The organism is Methylobacterium durans, from assembly GCF_003173715.1.
GTDB lineage: Bacteria > Pseudomonadota > Alphaproteobacteria > Rhizobiales > Beijerinckiaceae > Methylobacterium > Methylobacterium durans.
Map to the genome: position 1 here is coordinate 294882 of NZ_CP029550.1, position 24988 is coordinate 319869.

The window sequence follows — 24988 nt, forward strand, 5'->3', positions numbered from 1 at the left end:
GTGAGAAGTTCGGGCTTCACCGGAGAGGTCGCACCCCTCAGCCAGTGCGCTGACGCGCGCTCGACCTCTCCCGGACGGGAGAGGTCGGAGGCGCAGGCCCCTCTCCCGTTCGCACGTTGAGATGCCCGGTCGGCGCGGGGCGTCAGTCCTGCAGCATCCGCTTCAGGAGCTCGACCTCGTCGCCCAGCACTGCGTCCTCGCCGATCTGCTTCTCGATCTTGCGCACGGCGTGCAGAACGGTGGTGTGGTCGCGCCCGCCGAAGCGGCGGCCGATCTCGGGCAGCGAGCGCAGAGTCAGCACCTTCGAGAGGTACATGGCGATCTGGCGGGGCTTCACGACGGCCGCGGTGCGCCGCTCGGACAGGATGTCGGAGCGCGAGACGTTGTAGCGGGAGGCGACGAGCTTCTGGATGTCCTCGATCTTGATGCGCTTCGGCTCGCGGTTCTTGACGAGGTCGCGGATCGCGGTCTCCGCGGTCTCCAGCGTCACGGCGGTGCCGGTGAGCGTCGCGTGGGCGAGGAGGCGGTTCACGGCGCCCTCGAGATCGCGGCCGTTCGCCGTGATCGCCTTGGCGACGTAGGCGGCGACCGTCGGCGAGACCTCGAAGTTCGGGTGGCTCGCCCGCACGGCGGCGAGCCGCGCGGCGAGGATCGAGGTGCGCAGCTGCTCGTCGAGATTGCCGATCTCGACCACAAGGCCGCCGGCGAGGCGCGAGCGCACGCGCTCGTCGAGAGCTTCGAGCTCGGTCGGGGGCCGGTCGGAGGCGACGACGACCTGGCGGCCCGCATCGATCAGCGCGTTGATGGTGTGGCCGAACTCGGCCTGGATCGACTTGCCCTGGATGAACTGGACGTCGTCGAGGATGAGGAGGTCGATCGCCCGCAGGCGCTCCTTGAAGGCGAGCGCGTTCTGGGTCTTCAGGGCGTTGACGAAGCCGTACATGAAGCGGTCGGCCGTCAGGTAGATCACCCGGCGGCCCGCGTCGCGGGCGGCGTGGCCGATCCCGTGCAGCAGGTGCGTCTTGCCGAGGCCGACGCCTGCGTGGAAGTAGAGCGGGTTGTAGAGGGCGCCCTCGCCCTCGTGGCGGGCGACGCGCTCGGCCGCCGCGTGCGCCAGCGCGTTCGAGCGGCCGACGACGAAGCTCGTGAAGGTGAGGCGCCCGTCGAGGGGGGCGCCGTTGAGATCGCCCGGCTCGCCGCGCAGGGCGGAATCGGGCTCCGCGACGGCGACGGGGGCCGGAGCGGGCGTTCCGGCGGCGTGCAGGCGCGCGAGCGGGCCGCTCGTCGGGTTGGGCTTGGCCGCGCCGGGGGCGACCGCACGGACGGGGGCGGCAGGTCCGCGGACCGAGACCTCGATGCGCGCGACCTCGTCGGCCTCGCTGCGGAAGGTGTTCAGCACCCGGTCGAGATAGTGGGATTCGATCCAGCTCTTGAGGAAGCGGGTCGGCACCGTGAGGCGGGCCGTGCCGGCCGAGACAGCCTCCAGTTCGAGCCGCGCGAACCAGCTCGCGAAGACGTCCTCACCGAGTTCGGCGCGCAGGCGCCGCTTCACGCGCGACCAAGCGGCGGCGATTTCCTGCCCACCCGAGCCGTTATCGCCGTTGCCGCCGTCCGCCAAGCTGCCGTCCACACGCATTCTCGCTCTCCTCGCGCCGAGGGCGGAGGACCGCCGTTCGGAACGTACGCAACACCACGCTTGACGTCCCGCTCTGAACGGCGAGACGCAGATCATCAGCAGAGTCAAGCCCTAGACGGCAGCCTTTTGCCGACTGAGGTAGCCTATCAACAATTCGCTACGGTTCTCCTAACAGTGGGACTTGCGGGGAAAGGCAAAACCGGCATCGAAATTCGCGGAGTGAGCGGACGCAGAGTCGAGCCACGTGCCTGATCTTGCGGATGATTCGGACAAGCGACGCACAAGCTGAGAAGTGTCTGGAGTTGCGTTAGCTTTTGTTAAGCTACACTCGCGTGGGGATCGCCGCAACAGAACAGATTCGTGGACAGAGTTAACGAACGGTGGATGCGGTGCGTGTTTGTGCCCCGCGCTCGCAGGAATCGGCGCGGGCAGAGGCATGACGCATCAAGCGTCGGCACACGCCGTCGCGCAGCGGCGCTCGCCCGCCTCTCTCGACGGATCGCCGCTCGCGTTTCGCTGACGCTCAGGGGACGGGGCGCGGAGGGGGCACGCGGCGGCGCGGGTTCGGTCAGGCCGCGAGGCCCGCTTCCTCAGCAGCGGATCGATGCTCGGCAGGCGGCCGCGGAAGGCGGTGTAGGCCGCGCGGGCGTCGCGGAGATTGCCGGCCCCGTAGACGAAGCGGCGCAGGCGCTCAGCGGTTTCGGGGTGGAAAATGTCGCCCGCCTCGCGGAACGCGTCGAAGGCGTCGGCATCCAGCACTTCCGACCAGAGATAGCTGTAGTAGCCGGCCGCGTAGCCGTCGCCCGAGAAGATGTGCGCGAAGTGCGGCGAGCGATGGCGCATGCCGATCTCGGCCGGCATGGCGATGCGGCGCAGGGCGTCCGCCTCGAAGGCCGGCACGTCGAGGCCGTCCTCGCCGGCGGCCGAGAGGTGGAGCGTCATGTCGACGATCGCCGAGGCGGCGTATTCCACCGTCGCGAAGCCCTGGTTGAAGGTCCGGGCCGCGAGGAGACGTTCGAGCAGCGCCTCCGGCATCGGCTCGCCGGTAAGGTGGTGGCGAGCATGCTCCCGCAGAACCTCCGGCTGCTCCAGCCAGTGCTCGTAGAGCTGCGAGGGCAATTCCACGAAATCGCCCGAGACGGCGGTGCCGGAGAGAAGCGGGTACGTCACGTCCGACAGGAGGCCGTGCAGGGCGTGGCCGAATTCGTGGAATAGGGTGCGGGCGTCGTCGAACGAGAGGAGCGTCGCCTCGCCCTCGGGCGCGCGGGCGAAGTTCATGACGTTGACGATGATCGGCGTCACCGTGCCGTTGAGGCGTTCCTGCGAGCGGAAGGCGCTCATCCAGGCGCCGCTGCGCTTCGAGGGACGGGCGAAGTAATCGCCGAGGAACAGCCCCACCTCCGAGCCGTCGGCGTTCGAGACGCGCCAGGCCCGCAGGTCCGGGTGGTAGCGCGGAACGTTCGGCACTTCCGCGAAGCGCAGGCCGAACAGGCGGCTCGCCGTGTCGAAGGCCGCCGCGATCATGCCCTCGAGCGGCAGGTACGGTTTCACCGCGCTCTCGTCGAGATCGTGCTCGGCCCGGCGCAGCTTCTCGGCGTAGTGGCGCCAATCATGGGCCTGGAGGGCGAAATTCCCGCCTCTCCGCCTGAATCAGCCCCTGCAGCCGATCGCGCTCCGCCCCAGCCCGCTGCCGGGCCGGTGCCCACACATCGCGCAGGAGTTCCATCGCTGCGTCCGGCGAGCCTGCCATGGTGTCGTCGAGCTTGAAATGGGCGAAGCTCTCGAAGCCGAGAAGGCGTGCGCGCTCGGCGCGGAGCGCCACGATCTCGGCGATGATCGCCCGGTTGTCGGTCCGGCCGCCCAACTCGCCGCGGCGGATCCAGGCCTCGTATGCGCGCTCGCGCAGGTCGCGGCGGGTCGAGAAGACGAGAAAGGGCTCGATCAGCGAGCGCGACAGGGTGATGACGTGCGCATGCCGACCGCCGCGCTCGGCGGCCGCGCTCGCGGCGGCCGCGCGCAGGAAGGGCGGCAGCCCGGCGAGATCCGCCTCTTCGGCGAGCGGCAGCTCGAAGCCGCTCTCGTCGGCGAGCAGGTTCTGGCTGAACTGGGTGCCGAGTTCGGCCATGCGCGCCGCGATCTCGGCGACCCGCGCCTTCGCCTCGGGGCCGAGATCGGCGCCCGAGCGGCGGAAACGGGTGCGGTAGCGGTCGAGAACCCGGTGTTCCTCCTCCGTCAGCGTCTCGGAGGCCGGGTCGATCGCGGAGATGCGCGCCCAAAGCTCCGGGTTCAGGTAGATGGCGCTGCCGTGCCGGGCGAGGCGCGGCGCGATGGTCCGCTCGGCCGCCTGCAGCTCCGGGTTCGTGTGGCTGCCGGTCAGGTTGAAGAAGACGGAGGCCACCCGGTCGAGGGGAAGGCCCGCCCGCTCCATCGCGCCGATCGTGTTGGCGAAGGTCGGCGGCGCGGCGTTCCCGGCGATGTCCGCGATCTCGGCCTCGTGCGCGCGCAGCGCCTCCTCAAAGGCCGGCAGGAAATGCTCGGGCCGGATCCGCTCGAAGGGCGGCAGGCCGTGGGGCGTGTCCCAGGTGGGTTCCGAGAACGGGTTGGCGGGCGCGAGCCCTTGCAGCCCGCTGCATCCAGTCCTGCGCTCATGCCGGTCCTCGATCGTGCGCGCGGGCGACGCGGCCCGCGATCCGTCGCAAGATAGGGGCCCACGGCGGCCCCTGCAAAGGCGCGCGAGGCCCCTCAGCCCCGCAGGTGCTCCCGCAGGAACGCCACCGCCTGCGCCGTCGCCGCCGCGTCGGTGCGGGCATCGAAGGCGTGGGCCTGATCCGGATAGAGGGCGAGCCGGCAGCTTCCGCCCGCCGTGGCGACGCCTTCGGCGATGCGCGCCGCGTGGCTTGCCGGAACCAGCACGTCGCGGCTCCCGTGCTGCGCGAGGATCGGCGGCAGGACGAGGGCGCGGCCGGCGATCTCCGGCGGGAGGAAGGCCGAGCGCAGGGCGAGCGCCGCCACGTCCCCGGCCTCCAGCGCGATCGCGAGGGCGAGGGCACCCCCGAGCGAGCGCCCGCAAAGCCCGATCCCGCCCGCGGCCCGAGCCCGGCCTGCCGGAGCAGGTCCGCAAGGCTGTCCCGCCAGGCGCCGAAATGCCGGGCAATCTCGGAAAAGCCTGCCCGCTCCTGCCCGGTCCGGCCGAGATAGTGCGGCAGCAACACCGCGAACCCGGCCCGCGCGAGCGTAGCGGCCTCGCGGCGGACGGGCCGATCCGGTCCGGCGCCCGCCGCATCGTGGAGCAGAATGATCGTGCGCGTTGTATCGCCGTCCTTGTCGGGGGAGCGAACACCTCGATCGTGAGGGGATGCCCGGCACAGATCCGCGTCTCGCGGGTGCCGGCGGGAGGGGACAAGTCTGGCATGCGCGCGCGTCGTTACCCCGTCCGGATTCCGGTGTCGCGTCAGCCTGCCGGCCCTGCGGCGCTCGCCGTCGCGCTCCTCCTTGCCACGGTTTCGCCCCTCGGCGCGAGGGCGGAGCCCACCCGCGAGTCGGGCCCGGCCAGTGCGGCGCCGTTGCCGCCGGAGCGCCCGCAGGAACTCAAGCCCGCGATCGTCCCGGCCGCGCCGGAGACGCCGCTGCCGCCCGAGCGCCCGCCCGAGCTGAAGCCGGCCGCCCCGGCACCGCTCCGGCCGCGGAGGCGCCCTCCCCGCCGCCGCTGCCGCCGACCCGGCCGCCGGAATTGTCCGGTGAGGCGGCCCTCGCGCTCAAGGTCGCCGCGCCGATGACGGGGCCTGCAGAATCCGCCTCAAGCGCCTCGGCGCGATCTTCGAGGCCCTGCCGCGGATCGAGAACGGTCAATGCGGCGCGGCGAGCCCCGTGAAGCTCACGGCTCTGGAGGGGTGGCGCTGCCCCAATCGGCCACCCTGGTCTGCGGCGCGGCCGAGGCGCTGGCCCGCTGGGCGACCGAGGCGCAGGCAGCGTCCGAGTCCGAGCTCGGCGCGCCCCTGAAGGCGATCGCCATCGGCACCTCCTACGAGTGCCGCGGCCAGAACCATGATCCGGACGCGAAGCTGAGCGAGCACGCCTACGCGAACGGCATCGACGTGATGAGCTTCTCGGTGGACGGCCGGGCCCCGATCTCCGTCGTGGCCGCGCCGGACGGCACGCCCGAGGCGCGCTTCCTCGCAACCGTCCGCGCCCGCGCCTGCGGCTTCTTCCGCACCGTGCTCGGGCGGGCTCCGATGCGGCGCACGCCAACCACCTGCACCTCGACGAGCGCGAGCGCAGCTCGGCCACCGTCTGTGCCAATGAGCGGCGGAACGCTCTGAGCGGCTTGAGGATTTATCGCCCGGAGCGCTGCCGCTCCCGGAGCGATGTCGGGTCATGTCGGGTCGGTTTGCGTTGCGGGCCTGTGTCGCCCTGGTCGGGACCCTCTGTCTCTCGGCGCCCGGCCTCGCCGCGCCGAAGCGCGAGCCGCCCACCCTCAACCGCGACGCCGTCAATGCGGCCGCGCCCGAGGCGAAGGACAAGGACGCGAAGCCGCAGAAGAAGGTGGCCCGGAAGGAGAGCCGGAAGGACGACGACCCGGATCCGCTCACCGTGAAGGCGCAGGTGCTGCTTGACCGCGCGCGCTTCTCGCCGGGTGCCATCGACGGGCGCGACGGCGACAATTACCAGGGCGCGCTCGACGCCTTCGCCAAGGCCCAGGGCCTGTCCGAGACGAAGAGCCTGACGCCCGAGCTGTTCGAGAAGCTGCAGGCGGCGGGCAGCGACCCTGTCATCACCGAGTACACGATCACCGAGGACGACGTGCGCGGCCCCTTCGTCGAGAAGATCCCGGCCAAGATGGAGGAGCAGGCGGAACTCGACGCGATGAGCTACACCAATCCCCGCGAGATGCTGGCCGAGCGGTTTCACATGAGCCGCGACCTCCTGAGCGCCCTCAACCCGGACGCGGCCTTCGACAAGGCCGGGACGGTCATCGCGGTGGCGGCGGTGCCGCCGCTCGGGCGCGGCAAGGTGAAGGCGAAGGACCTCCCGCAAGCCCCGAAGGTCAGCCGCATCGAGATCGACAAGGCGAGCCGGGATCTGCGCGCCTTCGACAAGGACGGCAAGCTCCTGGCCTATTACCCGGCCTCGATCGGGAGCGAGGAGAAGCCGGCGCCGAGCGGAGAGGCCAAGGTGAAGGGCGTCGCCTTCGAGCCCGCCTACACCTACAACCCGAAATATCAGTTCGCAGGCGTGAAATCGAAAGAGAAATTCTCGATCCATCCGGGGCCGAACAACCCGGTCGGAGTCGTCTGGATCGACCTGTCGATCCCCTCCTACGGCATCCACGGCACGCCGGATCCCGAGAAGGTCGGCAAGACGGAATCGCACGGCTGCATCCGGCTGACGAACTGGGACGCGCGCGACCTCGCCCTCCACGTCGAGCGCGGCGCGACGGTGAGCTTCAAGGAGGAGTGAGGCGACGCGGCCCATGTCGGGCGCCGTCCCCAGCCTCGCACGAACAAAGGAGGGGCTCGACCGCTTCCGGAATGATCTGGGTTATTGCGCGCACGCATCCAACGGCGAAGCTCCGGCCTGGCGGTCGGGTCCGGGCGCCGGGGTTCGGGGTCGGGCTATGCCGCGATATTTCTTCGACATCGTCATCTGCGGCAATGCCGTCGTCGATGCCGAGGGTGTCGTGCTGGAGAACGACGAGGCGGCCCGCATGGCGGTCGCCGGCGTCCTGCACGACGTGGCGCTTGCCACCCTGCCGGACGGGAAGCCCCAGACCTTCGTCGCCACCGTGCGCTCGTACGAGCGCGGCGCCCTTTTCCGCACGACCATGCGGATGGAGACGGAGCGCGTCGGCGCCGCGGCGCTCATCGCCTGACGAGGGCGGCGAGCGCCAGCATCAGCGCGTCGCACAGGAAGGCGAGCGCGGCGGTGGCGGCGGTGCCCTGCAGCATCGGCACCATGTTCTGGTTCTGAAGGCCCGCGACGACGGGGGTCCCGAGGGTCGGCGCGCCCGCGAGCGCCCCGACCGCCACCGTCGCGACGGCGAGCACCAGGGCTGTCCGGAGCGCCTCGATGATCCCGGGGGCGGCGAGCGGGATCTCGACGCGCGCCAGGATCTGCGCCCGCGTCAGGCCGATCGCCTGCGCGGCCTCGCGCGTCTCCGGGGAGACCGCCTCGATGGCGGAGGTCGTCCCGCGCAGGACCGGCATCACGCCGTAGAAGACGAGGGCGAGCAGCGTCGGAGGCCCCCGAAGCCCAGCACCGGCAGCGCCAGGGCCACGACGACGACCGGGGCACGGCCTGCGCCGCCGCGGCGAGGGCGTCGATGCCGCCCCGGAGCGATGCCGCCGCTTCCCGCGTCGCGAAGATGCCGAGGGCGACGCCGAGGCCGGCGGTGAGGGCGAGCCCGCCCGCGGCGAGCGCGAGATGGTTGAGAGCCAGCGCCCACAGGTGCGTGAGGCTGAGGGCGCGCCGGGGCGTCTCGCCGATCGCGGCGGCGAGGAGGGAGGCGAGCGTCGGGTGGCTGAGCGCGCCGATGAGCAAACCCGCCGCGGCGAGGCCGAGGGCCGGACGCAGGCGTCCGAGGAATGCGGCCGGCCCGCTCATGCCCGCCGCCTCCGCGCGGCCGCCTCGGCCCGGCCGAGGACGCGTTCCACGGCCAGCGCTAGCGCGACGATCGGGATGGCGCCAAGGAGGATGAGATCGGGCGCGAACTGCGCCATGCCGTCGAACACGATGCGGCCGAGGCCGCCCGCCCCGATCAGCGCGCCCAGCGTGGCGAGCCCGATGCTCTGGACGCAGGCGACCCGGACGGCGCCGATCAGGATTGGCACCCCGATCGGCAGCCGCACCCGCAGCAGCGTCTGGGTGCGGGTGAGGCCGAGGCCCGCGGCCGCGTCGAGCATCGCCGGATCGGGAGCCTGCAGGGCACGGTTCAGGCCGCGCCACAGCGGCAGCAGCAGGTAGGCCGCCACGCCGAGGATCGCCGGCGTCGCGCCGAGCGCTCCGAGCCCGAGGTCGCGCAAGGGGGGCGCTGCCCGCAGGAGCCCCGCGAGCAGCGCAACCAGCGCGCCGAAGAGGGCGACCGCCGGCACGACCTGCACGCCGCTGACCAGAGCCTCGACGAGACTCTGCCCCCGTCGCCAGAGGGCGAGCAGGACGGCGCCGAGGCCGGCGAGCAGCAGGGCGCCGGCGGCGATTTCGAGATGCTCGCCGATCGCGGCCACGACGAGGCCCCGCCGCGCGCGGAACTCGACGGCGAGGGAGAGCCCGTCGAGGACGCCCTGCCGCCAGGCGACGGATAGGACGAGGGCGACGACGGCCGCGATCCCCGCACCGAGGCCCGGCAGCGCCGCGCGGCGGCTCGACAGGACGATCCCGCCGACGAGGAGCGCCAGCGTGATCCAGGCGCCCGCCGCGAGGCTCGCCCGCGCGGCCGGCGGCCGCCCTGCGACGAGGTCCGCGGCGGCGCCGCCGAGCCCGAGCACGAGAACGACAAGCGCGGTCGCGAGGAGCCCCGCCGCGGCGAGCGCGACGCGGCGGGACGGCAGGGCCCGGATCATCAGCGCCGCCGCGACGACGAGGATGGCGGCGCTGTGGGCCTCCGGGCCGAGGGACCGCGCCGCGTAGACCGGATCGCCGAGGGCGAGCCGGTTCTTCGCCACCGAGAGGAGCGGCAGCCCGTAGAGCGCGGCGAGGAAGAGGGCGGCGCCGATCGGTGCCCCGATCCGGGCGGCCCGGCTCAGGGCACGCGGGCCGGCGACGCGGGCACGGGGCTCCGGTCTCCCCTCGCCCTCCGGTAGGGGCACGCTCATCCGATGAAGCCGCGCTCGCGCAGGAAGCGTCCCGCCACCGCCTCGGCCACCTCCCCCTCGACGGTGATGCGGGCGTTGAGCCGGCGCAGCGTCGGTGCGTCGAGGGCGGCGAACAGGGGCCCGAGCTTGCCCGGAATCTCCGGGTACCGGCCGAGGATGGCGGCCCGGGCGACGGGCGCCACCTCGTAGACGATCTGCGCGCCCTTCGTGTCGGTCATCACGGCGAGGTCGAGGGCGTCGAGCGCGCCGTCCGTGCCGTAGACCATGCCGGCATTGACCCCGCTGATGCCCTGCGCCGCCGCGCGGGCGGTCACCGCGGTGTCGCCCCCCGGCAGGCTGATGATCCGCGCGAATGGCATCGTGAACCCGTAGGCGGCCTCGAAGGACGGCAGGGCCGCGGGGCTCTCCACGAACTCGGTGGAGGCGGCGAGCGTGATCAGCCCGCGGCGCACGGCGCCCGCGAAATCCGTCATGCTGACGAGTCCTTCCCGGCGCGCGAGGTCCCCGCGCACGGCGATGAGCCAGGTGTTGTCGGCCGGCGCCCGGCAGAGCCAGACGAGGCCGCGCCCCGCATCCGCCGCGCGGATCGCCTCGAAGGCCTTCCCGGCATCCTTCCAGAGAGGGTCGGATTCCGTGCCCGTGAAGAAGGCGCCGTTTCCCGTGTACTCGGGATAGATATCGACCTCGCCCGAGAGAAGGGCGGTGCGCACGATCAGCGTCGGCCCCAGGCCGAGCCGACGCGCGACCGGGATGCCGAGATCCTCCAGGCAGAGGGCGATCATGCTGCCGGTGAGCGCGCCCTCCGTGTCGCTCTTCGAGGCCACCACCACCGGCCGCCCCTCCGCCGCCCCGGCGCCGCGCAGGACCGGGAGCGACAGGACGGCGGCGAGGAGGCCGCGTCGACGAATGCCCGCCGCGACGGAAACCGATGGTTGTGCTCCCCTGCCCCGATGCAGGGTTGCAGCACTGAGCGGAGAAAATGTATCACCGCGTAACATCGCGTCGCGAAGCCTCGCCGTTGCGGCTCTCCGGGCGCTTGACACGCCCGGCGTTCCGGGCGACGGCTCGGACGGTTTCGGGCATCGCCCCGGAGGCCGACTGGCGCGGACGCGACGGGAGGCGCTGCGTTCCGCGATACAACCACGACCTTCGCAGGCAACGTCCCACAGACGGGACGAATCCAAGGGAAGACCATCCGGCGTGAGTGCGGAAGCTAACGACGATCTGCTCAACGGCGCCCGGGTGCTCGTCGTCGAGGATGAGGCGGCCATCTCGATGCTGCTCGAGGACATGCTGCTCGACTTCGGCTGCACGGTGGTCGGTCCTGCGGCACGCCTCGCCACCGCCCTGGAGATGGCAGAGGCAGAGACCTTCGAGGTCGCCATCCTCGACGTCAACGTCGCCGGCGAACCGATCTATCCGGTGGCGGAGGCGATCGTGAAGCGCGACCTGCCGCTGGTCTTCTCGACGGGCTACGGCGGCGCCGGCATCCGCGAGCCGTTCCGCGACCGGCCGGTGGTGCAGAAGCCCTTCAGCCAAGCGGATCTCAAGCGCACCCTGATCTCTGCGATGAGCGCGGCGCGGCGCTAGCCCGCCGGACCTCACAGCCCCTCGATCGGGAAGGCGTCGACGAGGTGCACGGGCCACGCTCCGTGCTCCAGGAAGACCGCGTCCGCCCGGAAGGTCAGCCCGGCGAAATGCGGGTTGCGGCCGATCCAGGCCCGCACCGCCCGCGAGAACCGTCGACGCTTCTCCGCATGGATCGCCTCCTGCGCCGCCGCGAGGCGCGCGCGCGCCTTGACCTCGACGAAGGCGATGGTGCCTCCGCGCCGCATGACGAGGTCGATCTCGCCGCCCGCGGCCGAGAATCGCCGGGCGAGTGGCCGGTATCCCTTCAGCGCCAGGGCGATCAGGGCGAGGGTCTCCCCGCGGCGCCCGCGCAGGTAGGTGGCGCGCCGCCGCGTGTCCGCGTCGTCAGGACGCATCGGGACCGCGCCGGGCGAGTACGAGGGCGCGGGCGTAGACGAGGCGGCGCGGCTGGCCGGTCTCGTCGGCGACGAGGCTTGCCGCATCCTTGATCGAGTGACGCTCGAGCGCCGCCTGGATCGCCGCGTCGAGAGCGGCGTCGGAATCCTGGGAGGGCGCCTCCTCGGGGGCCGCGCCGATCACCACCACGACCTCGCCTTTCGGCGGGCCCTCCTCCGCGAAAAGCGCACCGAGGCTGCCGAGGGTGCCGCGGCGGACCGTCTCGTAGAGCTTGGTCAGCTCGCGCGCGACGGCGGCGGGGCGCGTAGCGCCCAGGGTCTCGGCGGCATCGGCCAGCATCTCGGGCAACCGGTGGGGCGACTCGAACAGAACCAGCGTGCCGGGAACGGAGCCGAGCGCGGCGAGGCGATTGCGCCGTGCCCCCGCCTTCTGCGGCAGGAACCCCTCGAAGAAGAACCGGTCGGTGGGCAGGCCGGCCGCGACGATCGCCGTCATCACCGCCGAGGGGCCGGGAATCGGCGTCACCGGCAAGCCGGCCTCGATCGCCGCCTGTACGAGCTTGAAGCCGGGGTCGGAGACGAGTGGCGTGCCCGCATCCGAGACCAGCGCCAGGGCCTCGCCCGCCTTCATCCGCGCCACCATCCGCTCGCGCACCGCTTCGTTCGAGTGGTCGTGATAGGCGACGAGGGGCGTCGTGATCCCGTAATGCATCAGGAGCGTGCGGGTGACGCGGGTGTCCTCGGCCAGCACCGCGTCGGCTGCGGCGAGCGTCGCCAGCGCCCGGAAAGAGACGTCGCGCAGGTTGCCGATCGGCGTCGCGACGACGTGCAGCCCCGGCCCGATCGGCTCGGCCTCCGCCGCGAGTCCGAAGGCCGTGAAGGTGGCGGGCGGCCGCGGCGCCCCGGGCTCGGGGCGGCGGCCGGACTTGTCGATTCGCTGGGTCATCGCTGTGGACATTGGCACGGCGCGGAGGTTCGGCGGAATGGGCCGTGGCTTGCGCGCACTATTGCTTTGCCCGCATGCGTCCTATCCCTTGCAGACCGGCCACCGCTTGAGGACAGCACGGATGGCGCGATCCCGCCTGCAGCATACGCGCACCGCCCGACTCGGCGCGGCATTCCTGCTGCCGCTCGCCCTCTCCGCCTGCATCGGCGGGCCCGACGGACCGCGCACCGCCCGGAACGCGCCGCCGCCCGAGACCGCCGGCAGCCCAACCGCAGCGACGCCGGGGCGGATCGGCAACGGGACGGTGAAGGTCGCCCTCGTCGTGCCCCTGACCGGCCAGGGCGCGGCCCTCGGCGCCGCCATGCGCAATGCGGCCGAACTCGCCATGGAGGAGTTCCAGCAGCCCGATCTGCAGATCCTGGTGCGCGACGACCGCGGCACGCCGGACGGCGCCCGCGAGGCCGCCCAGGGTGCGATCGGCGAGGGCGCCGAGGTGGTGCTCGGTCCGCTCTTCGCGGCGAACGTCCAGGCGGCGGCCGGTCCGGCGCGCGCGGCCGGCAAGCCCGTCATCGCCTTCTCGACCGACGCGACGGTCGCCACCAAGGGCGTCTACCTCCTCAGCTTCCTGCCGCAATCCGAGGTCGACCGGGTGGTCGAGGAGGCGGTGGCGGGGGGCAAGCGCTCCTTCGCGGCCCTGATCCCCGAGAACAGCTACGGCAACGCCGTCGAGGCGCAGTTCCGGGAGGCGGTGGCGCGCAAGGGCGCGCGTCTCGCGGGAATCGAGCGCTACGCGCCGGGCGCGCCCGAGGCCGCGATTCAGCGCCTGAACGGCGTCATCACCGGCCCGGCCGCGCAGGCCGACGCGCTGTTCCTGCCGGAGACACCGGACGGCCTCGCCGCCCTGGCCCCGGCGCTCACGAAGGCCGGCTTCTCGCCGGCCGGGTGCGGCCGCTCGGCACGGCCGTCTGGAACGAGCCCCGGGTCTTCGCCCTGCCGGCGCTGCAGGGGGCATGGTTCGCTTCGGCCGACCGGGCGGGTTTCGGGGGCTTTGCCGGGCGCTATCAGGCGCGCTTCGGGTCGAGCCCGCCGCGCGTCGCCTCGCTGGCCTACGATTCCGTCTCGCTGACGGCGGCGCTCAGCCGCCAGTACGGATCTCAGCGCTTCGCCGAATCGACGCTGACGAACGGCGCGGGCTTCTCCGGCGTCGACGGCACCTTCCGCTTCCGGCCGGAGGGCACGAGCGACCGGGCGCTCGCGGTCTACGAGATCCGCAACAACGCCGCGACAGTGGTGAGCCCGGCGCCGCGGACGCTGGGGAAATCGGGGACCTGAAGGCCTCGCCTCAGCCACCCCCGATGAGCACGGCGCCCGCCGCGATCACGATGCAGGCGATGAGGCGTTCCGCGGTGAGGCGCTCGCCGAGGACGATCCGTCCGAGGAAGGCGGCGAAGACGACGCTCGTCTCGCGCAGGGCCGAAACGGCCCCCATCGCGCCCCGCTGCATCGCCCAGATCACCGCCGCGTAGGCCGCGAACGAGATCAGCCCGCCGCCCACGGCCTTAAGCGCCTCCCGGGCCGAGACGTCGAGGACGCCGGCGCCGCGCCGCAGGACGAGCCAGGCCGGCAGGATCAGGTGGAACGTGAACATCGCCGCCGAGTAGGCGCGCCAATCGCCCGAGGCCCGGACGCCGAGCCCGTCGACGAGGGTGTAGGCGGCGATCGCGGTGCCGGTCGCCAGCGCCGCGGCGAGGCCGCCGCGCCCGAGGCCCCTGCGCCCGAGGCTGCCGCGCGCGAAGGCCAGGGCGAGGATGCCGGCGCTGACGAGCGCGATGCCGGCGAGGGTGCCGGGAGCGGGCTGCTCGCCCGCCGCGACCGCCGCACCGAGCGCGACGATGGTGGGAGAGGAGCCGCGGGCGATCGGGTAGGTCTGGCCGAGATCGCCGGTGCGATAGGTCGCGACGAGCAGGAGGTTGTAGGCAAGGTGGATGGCGCCGGAGGCGGCCGCATAGGGCAGCGCCGCCAAGACGGGCAGGCCGTAGAGGGCGAGGCCGGCGAGGCCGAGCAGGCCCATGGCGAGGTTCATCACCGCCATCGACCAGAGCCGGTCGGTGCCGCCGCGGAGCAGCGTGTTCCAGGCGGCATGCAGGAAGGCGGCGAAGAGCACGAGGCCGAGGGTGCCCGCTGCCATCGTTGGCCCTCAGGCCGCGAGTTCGGCGACGAGGGCGTTCAGCACCGGCGCCCCCTTCGGCGTCGCCGCGATGCGGCCCCCGGCAGCCGGGCGACGAGCCCGTCCGCGACGAGGGTGGCGAGGCGGCCGGCATCGAGCGGGCGGCCCTTCAGCGCCGCGTAGCGGGCCGGATCGATACCCTCGGTCAGGCGCAGGCCCATCATCAGGAACTCGTCGCCCTCGTCGGCAGGCGCGAGGGCTTCCGTCTCGACGATGCCGTGGCCCTCCGCCTCGACGCGGGCGAGCCACGCCTCCGGTGCGCGCTCCGTCACGGTGCCGATGCGCCCGGCCCCGGTGACGAGGCGTCCGTGCGCGCCGGGGCCGATGCCCGCATACTCGCCGTAGCGCCAGTAGAGCAGGTTGTGGCGCGACTGCGCGCCGGGCCGAGCGTGGTTCGAGATCTCGTAGGCCGGCAGGCCCGCCCGGTCGCAGACTTCCTGCGTCACGTCGTAGAGGGCGCGCGCGCTCTCCTCGTCCGGCGGGACGAGGCGGCCGGCCCGGGCGAGGCCGTGGAAGGGCGTGCCGGGCTCGATGGTGAGCTGGTAGAGCGACAGGTGCTCGGCTGCACGGGCGATCGCCTCCGTCAGCTCCGCCCGCCAAGCCTGCGGCGTCTGGGCGGGCCGGGCGTAGATCAGGTCGAACGAGGTCCGCTCGAAATGCGCCTGCGCGGTGCGCACCGCGTTGAGCGCCTCCTCCGCATTGTGCAGGCGCCCGAGCCCCTTCAGGGAGGCGTCGTCGAGGGCCTGCACGCCGAGGGAGACGCGGTTCACCCCGGCCGCCCGGTAGCCGCGGAAGCGGCCCGCCTCGACGCTCGTCGGGTTGGCCTCCAGCGTGATCTCGACATCCGCCGTCGTGCCCCACGCCGTCTCGATCGCCTCCAGCAGGCCCGCGACCGTCGCGGGCTGCATCAGCGAGGGCGTGCCGCCCCGAGGAAGACGCTCGACACGCGCCGCCCCGGCGTGCGGGACGCGACATGCGCGATCTCGGCGCGGAAGGCCGCGAGGAAGCGCGGCTCGTCGACCGGCGCCTGCCGGACATGGCTGTTGAAGTCGCAATACGGGCACTTCGAGGCGCAGAAGGGCCAGTGCAGGTAGACGCCGAATCCGACGTCGCGGGTGGGGTGATCGATCAGCATGGTGTCGCCGGTGGCCCCACTGCGGCCGGGATGTCGATGCCGCCTCACGGCCGGCGCAGACAGGCTTCCGCAAGGGTCACGAAGGCACGGGCCCGGTGCGAGAGGGCTTGGCCGCTCTGCCAGTCGACGCCGTGCTTCTCCTCTGAGGAGATCTCGCCGAAGGTCCGGTCGAACCCGTCCGGGCGGAACATCGGGTCGTAGCCGAAGCCGGCCGTGCCCCGCGGCTCCACGAGGTCGCCGAAGACCCGGCCCTCGAAGAGCTCGGTATGCCCGTCCGGCCAGGCGAGGACGAGGGCCGAGACGAAATGCGCCCGGCGGTTCGTCGCGCCGCGGCGATCGAGCTCCGACAGGATGCGCGCCATCGCCCCGGAGAAATCCTTCGACGCGCCCGCCCAGCGGGCCGAGAACAGGCCCGGCGCCCCGTCGAGGGCGTCGACGCAGAGCCCCGAATCGTCGGCGAAGGCCGGCAGGCCCGAGGCTTCCGCGGCCGCGAGCGCCTTGATGGCGGCGTTCTCGGAGAACATCGTGCCGGTCTCCTCGGGCTCGGGCAGGCTCAGCTCGCCCGCCGAGACCGCCTCGACGCCGAACGGCGCCAGCAATTCGCGCATCTCGACGAGCTTGCCGGCGTTGTGGGTGGCGATGACGACGCGGCCCGTGAGGATGCGGTGGCTCACGCGGCGCTCCCCGCCAGAACCTGCTTCTGGAGCGCGACGAGCGACCCGACGCCCGTCTTGGCGAGCCGCAGCAATTCGAGGAACTCCGCTTCCGAGAACGGCTTGCCCTCGGCCGTGCCCTGCACCTCGACGAGGCCGCCCGAGCCGGTGATCACGAAATTGGCGTCGGTCTCGGCCGTCGAATCCTCGGCGTATTCGAGATCGAGGACGGGCACGCCCTGGTGGATGCCGCAGGAGACGGCCGCCACGTGGTCCCTCAGCGGGTTCACCGAGATGATCGAGCGCTTCTGCATCCAGGCGAAGCAATCGTTGAGCGCCACCCAGGCACCGGTGATGGCCGCGGTGCGGGTGCCGCCATCGGCTTGGATGACGTCGCAATCGATCGTGATCTGGCGCTCGCCGATCGCCGGCAGGTTCGTCACGGCGCGGAGCGACCGGCCGATCAGCCGCTGGATCTCCTGCGTGCGTCCCGAGGGCTTGCCCGAATTCACCTCGCGCCGGGTCCGCTCGTGGGTGGCGCGGGGCAGCATGGCGTACTCGGCGGTCACCCAGCCCTTGCCGGAGCCGCGCAGCCACGGCGGCCCGCGCTCCTCCAGGGAGGCAGTGCACAGAACCTTCGTCTCGCCGAAGCTCACGAGGCAGGACCCCTCGGCGTAGCGCGCCACCGCGCGCTCGAGCGTGACCTTGCGCAACTCGTCGGCCGCGCGCTTCGAGGGCCGCATCGCCTCTCTCCCTGTCCTGTCGGATGTCAGGGCTGCGCTCATAGGCCCGTCGGGCGGAGGCGGCAACCCGACCGGCCTGCGCAACCCCGCCGCGAGGATCGGGCGCAGGACGCAACGGTTGATCCGGCAGCCCGCGAGCGACACAATCGGCCGTCAGGACGAATTTCGGTGACCGAACCTCCGCGCTCCCTCTCCTCCCCGCAGCAATTCCAGGCGCTCGCCGCGATGAACGAGCGGGCCCGCGAGATTTTCCGGCAGATCGTGGAGAGCTATCTCTCGACGGGCGAGCCGGTGGGCTCGCGCAACCTCGCGCGCATCCTGCCGATGGCGCTCTCGCCCGCCTCGATCCGCAACGTGATGGCGGATCTGGAGCATGCGGGCCTGATCTTCGCGCCCCACACCTCGGCCGGCCGCCTGCCGACGGAGCAGGGCTTGCGCTTCTTCGTCGACGCGATGCTCGAACTGGGCGATGTGGGCCGCGAGGAGCAGGAACTGATCGAGGCGCAGATGCGCGCCGCCGCCTCGCGCCACACGTTCGATTCCGCGCTTGCCGAGGCCTCCACCCTGCTCTCGGGCATCTCGCGTGGCGCGGGTGTCGTCGTGACCACGAAGCAGAACGTGCATCTGAAGCACATTGAGTTCGTGCGGCTCGACCGCGACCGGGCCCTCGTCGTCCTCGTCTCGGACGACGGCTCGGTCGAGAACCGCCTCCTCGATCTGCCGACGGGCCTGCCGACCGGGGCGCTCCAGGAGGCTTCGAACTACCTGAATGCCCGCCTGCAGGGCCGCACCCTCGGGGCTCTGCGCGCCGAGATCGAGGCCGGGCGTCAGGTGATGAAGCGCGAGCTCGACGCCATCACCGAGCGCCTCGTCGATGCGGGCCTGGCCACCACTGTGGGGCCGTCCGACGCGCGCCAACTCATCGTGCGCGGCCAGGCGAACCTCCTCGACGACCTCCGGGCGGTGGAGGATCTCGAGCGGATCCGCCTGCTCTTCAACGATCTCGAGACGCAGAAGGACGTGATCGATCTTCTCGCCCGGGCCGAGGGCGGCGAGGGCGTGCGCATCTTTATCGGCTCGGAGAACAAGCTGTTCTCGCTCTCCGGCTCGTCGATGATCGCCGCGCCTTTCCGCGACGGCTCGCAGAAGATCGTTGGCGTGGTCGGCGTGATCGGCCCGACGCGGCTCAACTACGCCCGGATCGTCCCGATGGTCGACTACACTGCCCGCGTCGTCTCGAAGCTTCTCGACGGCGGGCGGTGAGAGGGTTCAGGCGGCGCCGGAGCGCCGCCCTTTTGCCGGATCAGGCCGGGATTACGTCCACGATCTCGTAGGTGTCCGGATCGATGATGACGATGTCGTCCTCGACCAGGATGAACCGGAAGCCCCGATAGGCCGGCACCAGCGTCAGGATGGCGGGCGGCAGCGTGTGCAGCGTCACCGAGCGCGGGATCGCCGTGCCGACGTTGAGGCTGAAATTCACGCTGCGCACTGGCGACACGCCGACCCGCGTGATCGACTGGCGGAACTCGGTGCGCTGGCGTGTGTCGAGGCGGTTGACCGCGCCCCGCGCCTCGGTGCGACCGCCGCGCTCGGCCGCGCCGTCGCGCCCGCCCCGACCCTCGCGATCCGCCGCGCCGTCGCGCCCGCCGCGTCCATCACGATCCGCAGCGCCGCCCCGGCCGTCACGCTCGCCGCGCTCGGCACCGCCCTCGCGACCTCCGCGCTCGCCGGCATTGCGGCCGCCGGGCTCCGTGCCGCGCTGGGCCGCACCGCCCTCCTCGCGTCCGCCGCGCTGCCCGGCCTCGCCGGGTTCGCGGCCGCCGCCGCCGCGCTCGGCCGCCCCGCCGCGCGGACCCGCGCCGCCGGCACCGCCTTCGCCGCCACGGGGACCCGCGCCGCCAGCCCCACCGGCCTCACCGCCGCCGCGCATGCCGGCACCGCCGCCCGCGCCACCGGCTCCGCCGCCGACGCCCGCACCACCTCCCGCGCCCGCGCCGCCTGCCGCGCCCGCGCCCGCGCCGCCTCCGGCACCTCCCGCGGCCCCGCCGCCGCCGCCGCCCGCACCGCCTCCGGCGCCCCCGCCCTGCGCGAGGGCCGTCGCGGCGCCCAGAACCAGCACGGCGGCCGTCACCGTGCTCCGAAAGAGCTTGCTCATGGCGTTATCCGTTCCCGTCTTCGACGCCGCCCTGGCGTCGACTCCGGCCCGCAACGAGAAGGTGCAGGAAATCGTTCCGCAGAAATGCGTTGCCGGGCGCCCGCACCATCGCGCGCTGCGCGACCCCGGCGTGACAGTTCGAGGTATCTCAGTCCGTTAGCATGCTCGCACGCCTGTTCGGATGGTACGGCAGGGTCTAAACGTGCGGTAGGCGGCCAGAAGAACGATCACCGTCGCCGCGTGCCGGAGAGGAACCGCCCATGGACACGTCCAGCCCCGATGCCATCGGGATCGCGCCGTCCGCCCAGGACGACGCGGCCGACCGCCGCCGCCGCATCATGGCGATCGTCGGCTCCTCCTCGGGCAATCTGGTCGAGTGGTACGATTTCTACTGCTACGCCTTCTTCGCCCTCTACTTCGCGCCGGCCTTCTTCCCGCAGGGCGATCCGACGAGCCAGCTGCTGCAGACGGCGGGCATCTTCGCGGTCGGATTCTTCATGCGCCCGATCGGCGGCTGGCTGTTCGGCCGCATCGCGGACCGGCTCGGGCGGCGCACCTCGATGATCATCTCGGTGCTGATGATGTGCGGTGGCTCGCTCGCCATCGGCTTGCTGCCGACCTACGCCATGGTCGGCGCGGCGGCCCCGATCCTGCTCCTCATCGCCCGGATGGTTCAGGGCATCTCGGTGGGCGGCGAGTACGGCACCAGCGCCACCTACATGAGCGAGGTGGCGGTGAAGGGGAAGCGCGGCTTCTACGCCTCGTTCCAGTACGTGACGCTGATCGGCGGCCAGCTCATCGCCTCCCTCGTCCTCGTGTCGCTGCAGGCGATCCTGACGGCCGACGAGCTCAAGGCCTGGGGCTGGCGCATCCCGTTCTTCATCGGCGCGCTCGCGGCCGTGGTGGCGCTCTACCTGCGGCGCTCGCTGGCCGAGACGATGGAGAAGGGTGGCGACCGGGAGCAGGCCGGCACCTTCAAGGAGCTGTCGAAGCACTGGCGCGCCTTCTGCGTCGTGCTGGCCTACACCGCCGGCGGCTCGCTCAGCTTCTACACCTTCACCACTTACATGCAGAAATATCTCGTCAACACGGCGCACATGGAGAAGACCACCGCCTCGCAGGTGATGACGCTGGTGCTTCTCGTCTACATGCTGATCCAGCCGATCTTCGGCGCCTTGTCGGACCGGATCGGCCGCAAGGCGAACATGCTGCTCTACAGCGGGCTGGGCACCATCATGGTGGTGCCGCTGATGACGGCACTCGGGAGCAACAAGGATCCCTACCTCGCCTTCGCGCTGATCACGCTGGGGCTCGTCGTCATCAGCTTCTACACGGGCATCAGCGGCATCGTGAAAGCGGAGCTGTTCCCGACGAACGTGCGGGCGCTCGGCGTTGGCCTTTCCTACGCGCTGGCCAACGCCACCTTCGGCGGCACCGCCGAGTACGTGGCCCTGTGGTTCAAGGAGCACAGCATCGAGTCGAGCTTCTTCTGGTACGTGACGGTGATGCTCGCCGTCGCCTTCGTGGGCTCGGTCATCATGCCGAACCCGAAGCGCCACGGCTATCTCGACGGCGACGGTACCGTCGAGGAGGCGCTCGGTGCCAAGCCGAGGCTCGCCCACGCTTGAGCGCACGATCCGCCTCCCTCGGATCCCGGGGAGCCCGGGATCCGAGGGAGGGGACGCGCGGTCCGGAACGGGGCTCCTACTTGATGACCGAGCAGGCGATGCGCGGGCCCGCGCCGCCGATCGGCTGGGTCGAATGGTCGTCCTCGTTCGCGTGGATGACGAGGGCCGAGCCGTCGCCGTCCTTGAGGCCGCCCTCGCCGGTCAGCGGGGTCTCGCTCGACACCTCGGCGTTCACCGAGCCGTCGGCGTTGGCGTAGACGTTCGGCAGGTCGCCCTCGTCCGGCCCGTCCGGGTTGAGCAGGCCGTGCTTGCTCTGGTCGTGGTTCACGTGGGCCTTCGACTTCTCGAACTTCTCGGTGTCCGAGCAATCGCCCACCGCGTGGAAGTGGATGCCGTGCCAGCCGGGCGGCAGGCCGCCGGCCTTGATGGCGAGGCGCATCACGAGGGAGTTCGACCCGTCGCGGAGCGAGATGGTCCCGATCGACTCGCCCTTGTTGTTCTTGATCTCGCTCTGGAAGGTCTGCGGTGCTGCGGGCTTGGCCGGCGTCTCGGCCGTCTGGGCGAGAGCGGGGGCGGTCAGGGTCGCGCCCGCGAGGGCAGCGAGCAAGGGCAGGTGGCGTTTCATGTGATGGCTCTCCTCTCCACGCTGGGCTAGTTAGGCGCCGAGCTTGCCCTTCGACAGGGTTCAATTCCGAACCAAGGGTTGAGGTGGCGCTTTGATCACGGATTCGGGCGGGGATTTCCGGGCGAGATGACGCGGGAGCGGCAGAGGGCCGATCGGTTTCTGGTGGAGCGTGGCCATTTCGAGAGCCGCGCCCGGGCGCAGGCTGCCATCGAGGCCGGCCTCGTCCGCGCGGACGGACGCATCGTCGCCCGAGCCTCCGACCGGATCGCCCCCGAGGCGCGCATCGAGGCACGGGCGGCGCATCCCTTCGTGTCCCGCGGCGGGTTGAAGCTGGCGGCCGCCCTCGATGCGTTCGGCCTCGATCCGGAGGGCCGCGTCTGCCTCGATGTCGGGGCCTCGACCGGCGGCTTCACCGACCTCCTGCTCCAGCGCGGCGCGGCCCATGTCTACGCCGTCGATGTGGGCCGCGATCAGCTCCACGCCTCCCTACGCCAGGATCCGCGCGTCACGAGCCTGGAGGGGACCGACGCCCGCGCACTCGACCGGGCCGCCATTCCGCTTGCCCCCGCCCTGATGGCGATCGACGTCAGCTTCATCTCGCTCCGCCTCGTCCTGCCGGCCCTGGTGCCGCTGCTCTCGGCGGGCGCGGGCCTCGCCGCGCTGGTCAAGCCGCAATTCGAGGCCGGCCGCGAGCGGATCGGCCGCGGCGGCCTCGTGCGCGACGCGGCGGTGCACGCGGCCGTCTGCGCGGAGATCCGCGCCTGCCTCGAAGGGCTCGGCGTGGCGATCCTCGGGCTCGTCCCCTCCCCCGTGGCGGGCGGCGACGGCAACCGGGAGTTCCTGATCGGCGGCCGTACGGGAGATCGGCGTTGAGCGAGGTCGAGACGGTCACGATCCGCCATCTCGGCGCCCGCGGCGACGGCATCGCCGAGGACGGCACGCCCGTACCGGGGGCGCTGCCCGGCGAGCGCGTCGCGATCCGGCGCGCGGGCCCGCGCGGCGAACTCGTCGCGGTGGAATCGCCCTCGCCCGACCGGATCGCGCCGTTCTGCCCGTACTTCGAGCGCTGCGGCGGCTGCACGGTGCAGCACCTCGCGCCGGCGCCCTACGCCGAATGGAAGCGCGGGCTCGTGGCCGGCGCGCTCGCCCAGGCCGGTCTCGACGTCGAGCCCGAGCCCCTGCGCGACGCCTCGGCGCCCGGCGGCGGCGCCTGACGCTGCACGTGCGCAACGTCGAGGGTCGGGCCGAGGCCGGCCTGATGGCGGCCCGAAGCCACGCGCTCGTGGCGATCGCGCATTGCCCGATCACGGTCCCGGCCCTGCACGGGGCGCCGGAGATCGCACGCAGGCTCTCCGCGCCCCTCGGTCACGGCCGCAAGCCCCTCGACGTGGCGGTGACGGCGACGCTCGCGGGCCTCGACGTGGACATCCGCGGGCACGGCCCGGTCAGCGAGGGCGTGCGCGCCGCGCTCGTCCGCCTCGCGGAGGAACTCGACCTCGCCCGGCTCGCGCTTCACGGCGACATCGTGGTCGAGCGCCGCCCGCCGGCGGTGGCCTCCGGCGGGCTGGCGCGGGTGCCGCCGCCGGGAGGCTTCCTGCAGGCGACGGAGACCGGCGAGGCGATCCTCTCCGAATGCGTGCTCGACGGATTGCAAGGCCGCCCGCGGCGGGTCGCGGACCTGTTCTCGGGCAGCGGCCCCTTCTCCCTGGCGATGGCCCGCCGGGCCGAGGTGCACGCCGTCGAGGGCGAGGCGGGTGCGCTCGCGAGCCTGGACCGGGCGGCGCGGGCGGCCTCCGGCCTGCGCCGCGTGAGCACCGAACGGCGCGATCTCTTCCGGCGCCCGCTCCTCGCCCCCGAGGCGGACGCCTTCGACGCGGTGGTGCTCGACCCGCCGCGGGCGGGCGCCCAGGCGCAGGTGGCTCAGCTCGCCCGCTCGCGCGTGCCTCAGGTGATCATGGTGTCCTGTGATCCCGGGACCTTCGCCCGCGACGCCGCGACCCTGGTCGCCGGTGGTTACCGGCTGGAGCGGGTCACGCCGGTCGACCAGTTCGCCTTCTCGTCCCATATCGAGCTTGTCGGCGCCTTCCGGCGCCCGCCCGAGCGGCGCCGCCGCTGAATCGTACGCTTCGAGACACTGAACCTTCGGCGCGGCACGGCGTTCAGCGGGCACAGGAGACGGCCATGCTTGCCTCAGCCCTCGCCCGCGGAGCCGCCGGGCTCTGCCTCGTCCTCGCGATGCCCGTCGGGCTCTGCGCGCAGGAGCGCGCCGCGCCCGACCGCACCGGCACGGGCGGCGGCCCGAACACCACGATCACGGCGCCCTACACGAACTCCGAGGGCGTCACGAAGCCGCCCGGCTCCCTCGGCCCGGGCGAGGTTCCGAGCGCGGCCGAGCAGCGCCGCGAGCGCTCGGCCGACGACCGCATCGAGCGCAGCATCTGCCAGGGCTGCAACTGAACCGCATCGCCGTCCCGTTTGGGAGAGGTCGGGCTGAGCGTTTCTACAGCCTCGAGTCGGACGATCCAGATGCGGGTCCCCTCTCCCGTTCGGGAGAGGGACAGGGTGCGGGGTTCGCCGTATCCGGAGAAGTCGCACCCCTCATCCGGTCCGCATTCTGCGAACTCGGCCTCTCCCGGACGGGCGAGGTGGGGTGCTCCATCTCAGGGAGCGCCGAACCCTAGAACAGCGCGCCCTGTGCGTCCTCGTCGCTGGAGCGTCGGGGCGGCGCGTCGGGTTCCGGCGGGGCCGGCCGGGGCTGGCCCACGGGCTCGATCAGGCTCGGATCGTCGTTGCGCGCGTCGTTCACGCGGGTTCCGACCGGGTCGAGGCGCAGCCACGCGTCGGGACAGGGCCGGCAGAGCGAAGCGGCCGGGCCCGGCTCGACGCCGCCCGTGTCGAGCCAGGGCGCGATCGTCTCGGGCGCCAGGATCGCCGGCATGCGGTCGTGCACCGCTGCCATCGTGCCGTTGGCGCCCGTCGTGACGATCGCCGCCGTGTCGATCTCCGACCCGTCGGCGCCCGCCCAGGTCTCCCACAGGCCCGCCAGCGCCATCGGCGCGCCGTCCGCCCGCCGGATCATGAACGGGGTCTTCACCGCGCTGCGGCCCGTGCCCTCCCGCCGCCACTCGTAGAACCCGTCGGCCAGGAACACGCAGCGCCGGTGGCGCAGCGCGCCGCGGAACGTCGGCTTCTCGGTGAGCGTCTCGACGCGGGCGTTGATGACGAGGGGAAAACCTTTCGGGTCCTTCAGCCAGCCCGGCCAGAAGCCCCAGCGCACCAGCCGGAAGTGCCGCTCGCCGCCCTCGGCGTGGACGATCGCCACGGGCTGCGTCGGCGCCACGTTGTAGCGGGCCGGGAAGTTCGGCCGCTCCGGATAGCCGTAGAAGTCCCGGAAGATCTCCGGCGCCCGCGCGATGAAGAACCGTCCGCACATCGCTTCAGCCC

Annotated in this window: 20 protein-coding genes and 5 pseudogenes; 10 read left to right on the plus strand and 15 right to left on the minus strand. The window is 72.5% G+C overall.

The window, feature by feature from the left end:
- Nucleotides 1-142: 142 nt before the first annotated feature.
- The 3 genes and pseudogenes from dnaA to DK389_RS01280 form a co-directional block, all read right to left on the minus strand.
- Nucleotides 143-1636 (minus strand): chromosomal replication initiator protein DnaA, encoded by a 1494-nt coding sequence (gene dnaA / locus DK389_RS01270; RefSeq protein ID WP_109886991.1) that lies wholly within the window; start codon nucleotides 1634-1636, stop codon nucleotides 143-145.
- Nucleotides 1637-2218: 582 nt separating this feature from the next.
- A pseudogene (locus DK389_RS01275) lies at nucleotides 2219-4259 on the minus strand (M3 family metallopeptidase); the annotation flags it as partial.
- A 119-nt stretch (nucleotides 4260-4378) separates the two neighbouring features.
- Complete coding sequence (locus DK389_RS01280) at nucleotides 4379-5002, minus strand: alpha/beta hydrolase family protein (RefSeq protein ID WP_109886993.1); 624 nt, start codon at nucleotides 5000-5002, stop codon at nucleotides 4379-4381.
- A gap of 482 nt (nucleotides 5003-5484) precedes the next feature.
- On the opposite strand from DK389_RS01280, the gene DK389_RS35145 reads away from it, so the two are divergent.
- The 3 genes from DK389_RS35145 (at nucleotide 5485) to DK389_RS31895 (ending at nucleotide 7505) form a co-directional block, all read left to right on the plus strand.
- Complete coding sequence (locus tag DK389_RS35145; protein WP_335645515.1) at nucleotides 5485-5955, plus strand: extensin family protein; 471 nt, start codon at nucleotides 5485-5487, stop codon at nucleotides 5953-5955.
- Between the two features lie 55 nt (nucleotides 5956-6010).
- Nucleotides 6011-7093, plus strand: a complete 1083-nt coding sequence (locus DK389_RS01290) for a L,D-transpeptidase (RefSeq protein WP_109886995.1) — start codon at nucleotides 6011-6013, stop codon at nucleotides 7091-7093.
- 157 nt (nucleotides 7094-7250) lie between these two features.
- Nucleotides 7251-7505 (plus strand): DUF6894 family protein, encoded by a 255-nt coding sequence (locus tag DK389_RS31895; RefSeq protein ID WP_162560437.1) that lies wholly within the window; start codon nucleotides 7251-7253, stop codon nucleotides 7503-7505.
- On the opposite strand, the pseudogene DK389_RS01300 reads toward DK389_RS31895, so the two are convergent.
- The 3 genes and pseudogenes from DK389_RS01300 to DK389_RS01310 all read right to left on the minus strand — a co-directional run bounded on the left by DK389_RS01300 (nucleotide 7495) and on the right by DK389_RS01310 (nucleotide 10352).
- Nucleotides 7495-8236 (minus strand): annotated as a pseudogene (locus DK389_RS01300) (ABC transporter permease). The gene DK389_RS31895 and the pseudogene DK389_RS01300 overlap by 11 nt on opposite strands.
- A complete protein-coding gene (locus DK389_RS01305; protein ID WP_109886999.1) occupies nucleotides 8233-9444 on the minus strand; it encodes an ABC transporter permease subunit in 1212 nt (403 codons plus the stop codon). The pseudogene DK389_RS01300 and the gene DK389_RS01305 overlap by 4 nt, the downstream one beginning before the upstream one ends.
- Nucleotides 9441-10352 (minus strand): glycine betaine ABC transporter substrate-binding protein, encoded by a 912-nt coding sequence (locus DK389_RS01310; RefSeq protein ID WP_418292092.1) that lies wholly within the window; start codon nucleotides 10350-10352, stop codon nucleotides 9441-9443. Before DK389_RS01310 ends, DK389_RS01305 begins: the two co-directional genes overlap by 4 nt.
- Nucleotides 10353-10644: 292 nt before the next feature.
- On the opposite strand from DK389_RS01310, the gene DK389_RS01315 reads away from it, so the two are divergent.
- Nucleotides 10645-11034 carry a response regulator gene (locus DK389_RS01315; RefSeq protein WP_109887003.1) on the plus strand — a complete coding sequence of 130 codons (390 nt, stop codon included), beginning with the start codon at nucleotides 10645-10647 and terminating at the stop codon, nucleotides 11032-11034.
- An 11-nt stretch (nucleotides 11035-11045) separates the two neighbouring features.
- On the opposite strand, the gene DK389_RS01320 is transcribed toward DK389_RS01315, so the two are convergent.
- Both DK389_RS01320 and rsmI read right to left on the minus strand, forming a co-directional pair.
- A complete protein-coding gene (locus tag DK389_RS01320) occupies nucleotides 11046-11429 on the minus strand; it encodes a YraN family protein (RefSeq protein ID WP_109887005.1) in 384 nt (127 codons plus the stop codon).
- Nucleotides 11419-12375, minus strand: a complete 957-nt coding sequence (rsmI, locus tag DK389_RS01325; RefSeq protein ID WP_109887006.1) for a 16S rRNA (cytidine(1402)-2'-O)-methyltransferase — start codon at nucleotides 12373-12375, stop codon at nucleotides 11419-11421. The genes DK389_RS01320 and rsmI overlap by 11 nt, the downstream gene beginning before the upstream one ends.
- A 121-nt stretch (nucleotides 12376-12496) precedes the next feature.
- On the opposite strand from rsmI, the pseudogene DK389_RS01330 reads away from it, so the two are divergent.
- Nucleotides 12497-13707, plus strand: a pseudogene (locus tag DK389_RS01330) (penicillin-binding protein activator).
- A 10-nt stretch (nucleotides 13708-13717) separates the two neighbouring features.
- On the opposite strand, the gene DK389_RS01335 reads toward DK389_RS01330, so the two are convergent.
- The 4 genes and pseudogenes from DK389_RS01335 to rph all read right to left on the minus strand — a co-directional run bounded on the left by DK389_RS01335 (nucleotide 13718) and on the right by rph (nucleotide 17133).
- Complete coding sequence (locus DK389_RS01335) at nucleotides 13718-14563, minus strand: EamA family transporter (RefSeq protein WP_109887008.1); 846 nt, start codon at nucleotides 14561-14563, stop codon at nucleotides 13718-13720.
- 9 nt (nucleotides 14564-14572) lie between these two features.
- A pseudogene (gene hemW, locus DK389_RS01340) lies at nucleotides 14573-15737 on the minus strand (radical SAM family heme chaperone HemW).
- 44 nt (nucleotides 15738-15781) lie between these two features.
- Nucleotides 15782-16411, minus strand: a complete 630-nt coding sequence (gene rdgB, locus DK389_RS01345) for an RdgB/HAM1 family non-canonical purine NTP pyrophosphatase (RefSeq protein ID WP_109887010.1) — start codon at nucleotides 16409-16411, stop codon at nucleotides 15782-15784.
- Nucleotides 16408-17133, minus strand: a complete 726-nt coding sequence (gene rph / locus DK389_RS01350; RefSeq protein WP_109887012.1) for a ribonuclease PH — start codon at nucleotides 17131-17133, stop codon at nucleotides 16408-16410. The genes rdgB and rph overlap by 4 nt, the downstream gene beginning before the upstream one ends.
- A 225-nt stretch (nucleotides 17134-17358) precedes the next feature.
- Here rph and hrcA point away from each other — a divergent pair, with 225 nt between their 5' ends.
- Entirely contained in the window at nucleotides 17359-18396 is a 1038-nt protein-coding gene (gene hrcA, locus DK389_RS01355; RefSeq protein WP_236961114.1) for a heat-inducible transcriptional repressor HrcA, read from the plus strand.
- A 40-nt stretch (nucleotides 18397-18436) separates the two neighbouring features.
- On the opposite strand, the gene DK389_RS01360 is transcribed toward hrcA, so the two are convergent.
- Nucleotides 18437-19291: a DUF1236 domain-containing protein gene (locus DK389_RS01360; protein WP_109887016.1), complete on the minus strand. Its 855-nt coding sequence runs from the start codon at nucleotides 19289-19291 to the stop codon at nucleotides 18437-18439.
- Between the two features lie 260 nt (nucleotides 19292-19551).
- Between DK389_RS01360 and DK389_RS01365 the strand changes: the two genes are divergently transcribed.
- Nucleotides 19552-20919: an MFS family transporter gene (locus tag DK389_RS01365; protein WP_109887018.1), complete on the plus strand. Its 1368-nt coding sequence runs from the start codon at nucleotides 19552-19554 to the stop codon at nucleotides 20917-20919.
- A gap of 76 nt (nucleotides 20920-20995) precedes the next feature.
- Here DK389_RS01365 and DK389_RS01370 read toward each other — a convergent pair whose 3' ends face one another.
- The gene (locus DK389_RS01370) at nucleotides 20996-21544 is read right to left on the minus strand and encodes a superoxide dismutase family protein (RefSeq protein ID WP_109887020.1); all 549 of its coding nucleotides are present in this window, start codon (nucleotides 21542-21544) and stop codon (nucleotides 20996-20998) included.
- A 126-nt stretch (nucleotides 21545-21670) separates the two neighbouring features.
- Between DK389_RS01370 and DK389_RS01375 the strand changes: the two genes are divergently transcribed.
- The 3 genes and pseudogenes from DK389_RS01375 to DK389_RS01385 all read left to right on the plus strand — a co-directional run bounded on the left by DK389_RS01375 (nucleotide 21671) and on the right by DK389_RS01385 (nucleotide 24001).
- On the plus strand, nucleotides 21671-22417 hold the full coding sequence (locus DK389_RS01375) for a TlyA family RNA methyltransferase (protein ID WP_109887021.1): 747 nt from the start codon (nucleotides 21671-21673) through the stop codon (nucleotides 22415-22417).
- A pseudogene (locus DK389_RS01380) lies at nucleotides 22414-23660 on the plus strand (class I SAM-dependent RNA methyltransferase). The gene DK389_RS01375 and the pseudogene DK389_RS01380 overlap by 4 nt, the downstream one beginning before the upstream one ends.
- Nucleotides 23661-23725: 65 nt before the next feature.
- The gene (locus DK389_RS01385) at nucleotides 23726-24001 is read left to right on the plus strand and encodes a hypothetical protein (RefSeq protein ID WP_109887023.1); all 276 of its coding nucleotides are present in this window, start codon (nucleotides 23726-23728) and stop codon (nucleotides 23999-24001) included.
- Nucleotides 24002-24221: 220 nt separating this feature from the next.
- Here the strand turns inward: DK389_RS01385 and DK389_RS01390 are convergent, their stop codons facing one another.
- On the minus strand, nucleotides 24222-24977 hold the full coding sequence (locus tag DK389_RS01390; protein WP_109887025.1) for an SOS response-associated peptidase: 756 nt from the start codon (nucleotides 24975-24977) through the stop codon (nucleotides 24222-24224).
- Between the last annotated feature and the right edge of the window lie 11 nt (nucleotides 24978-24988).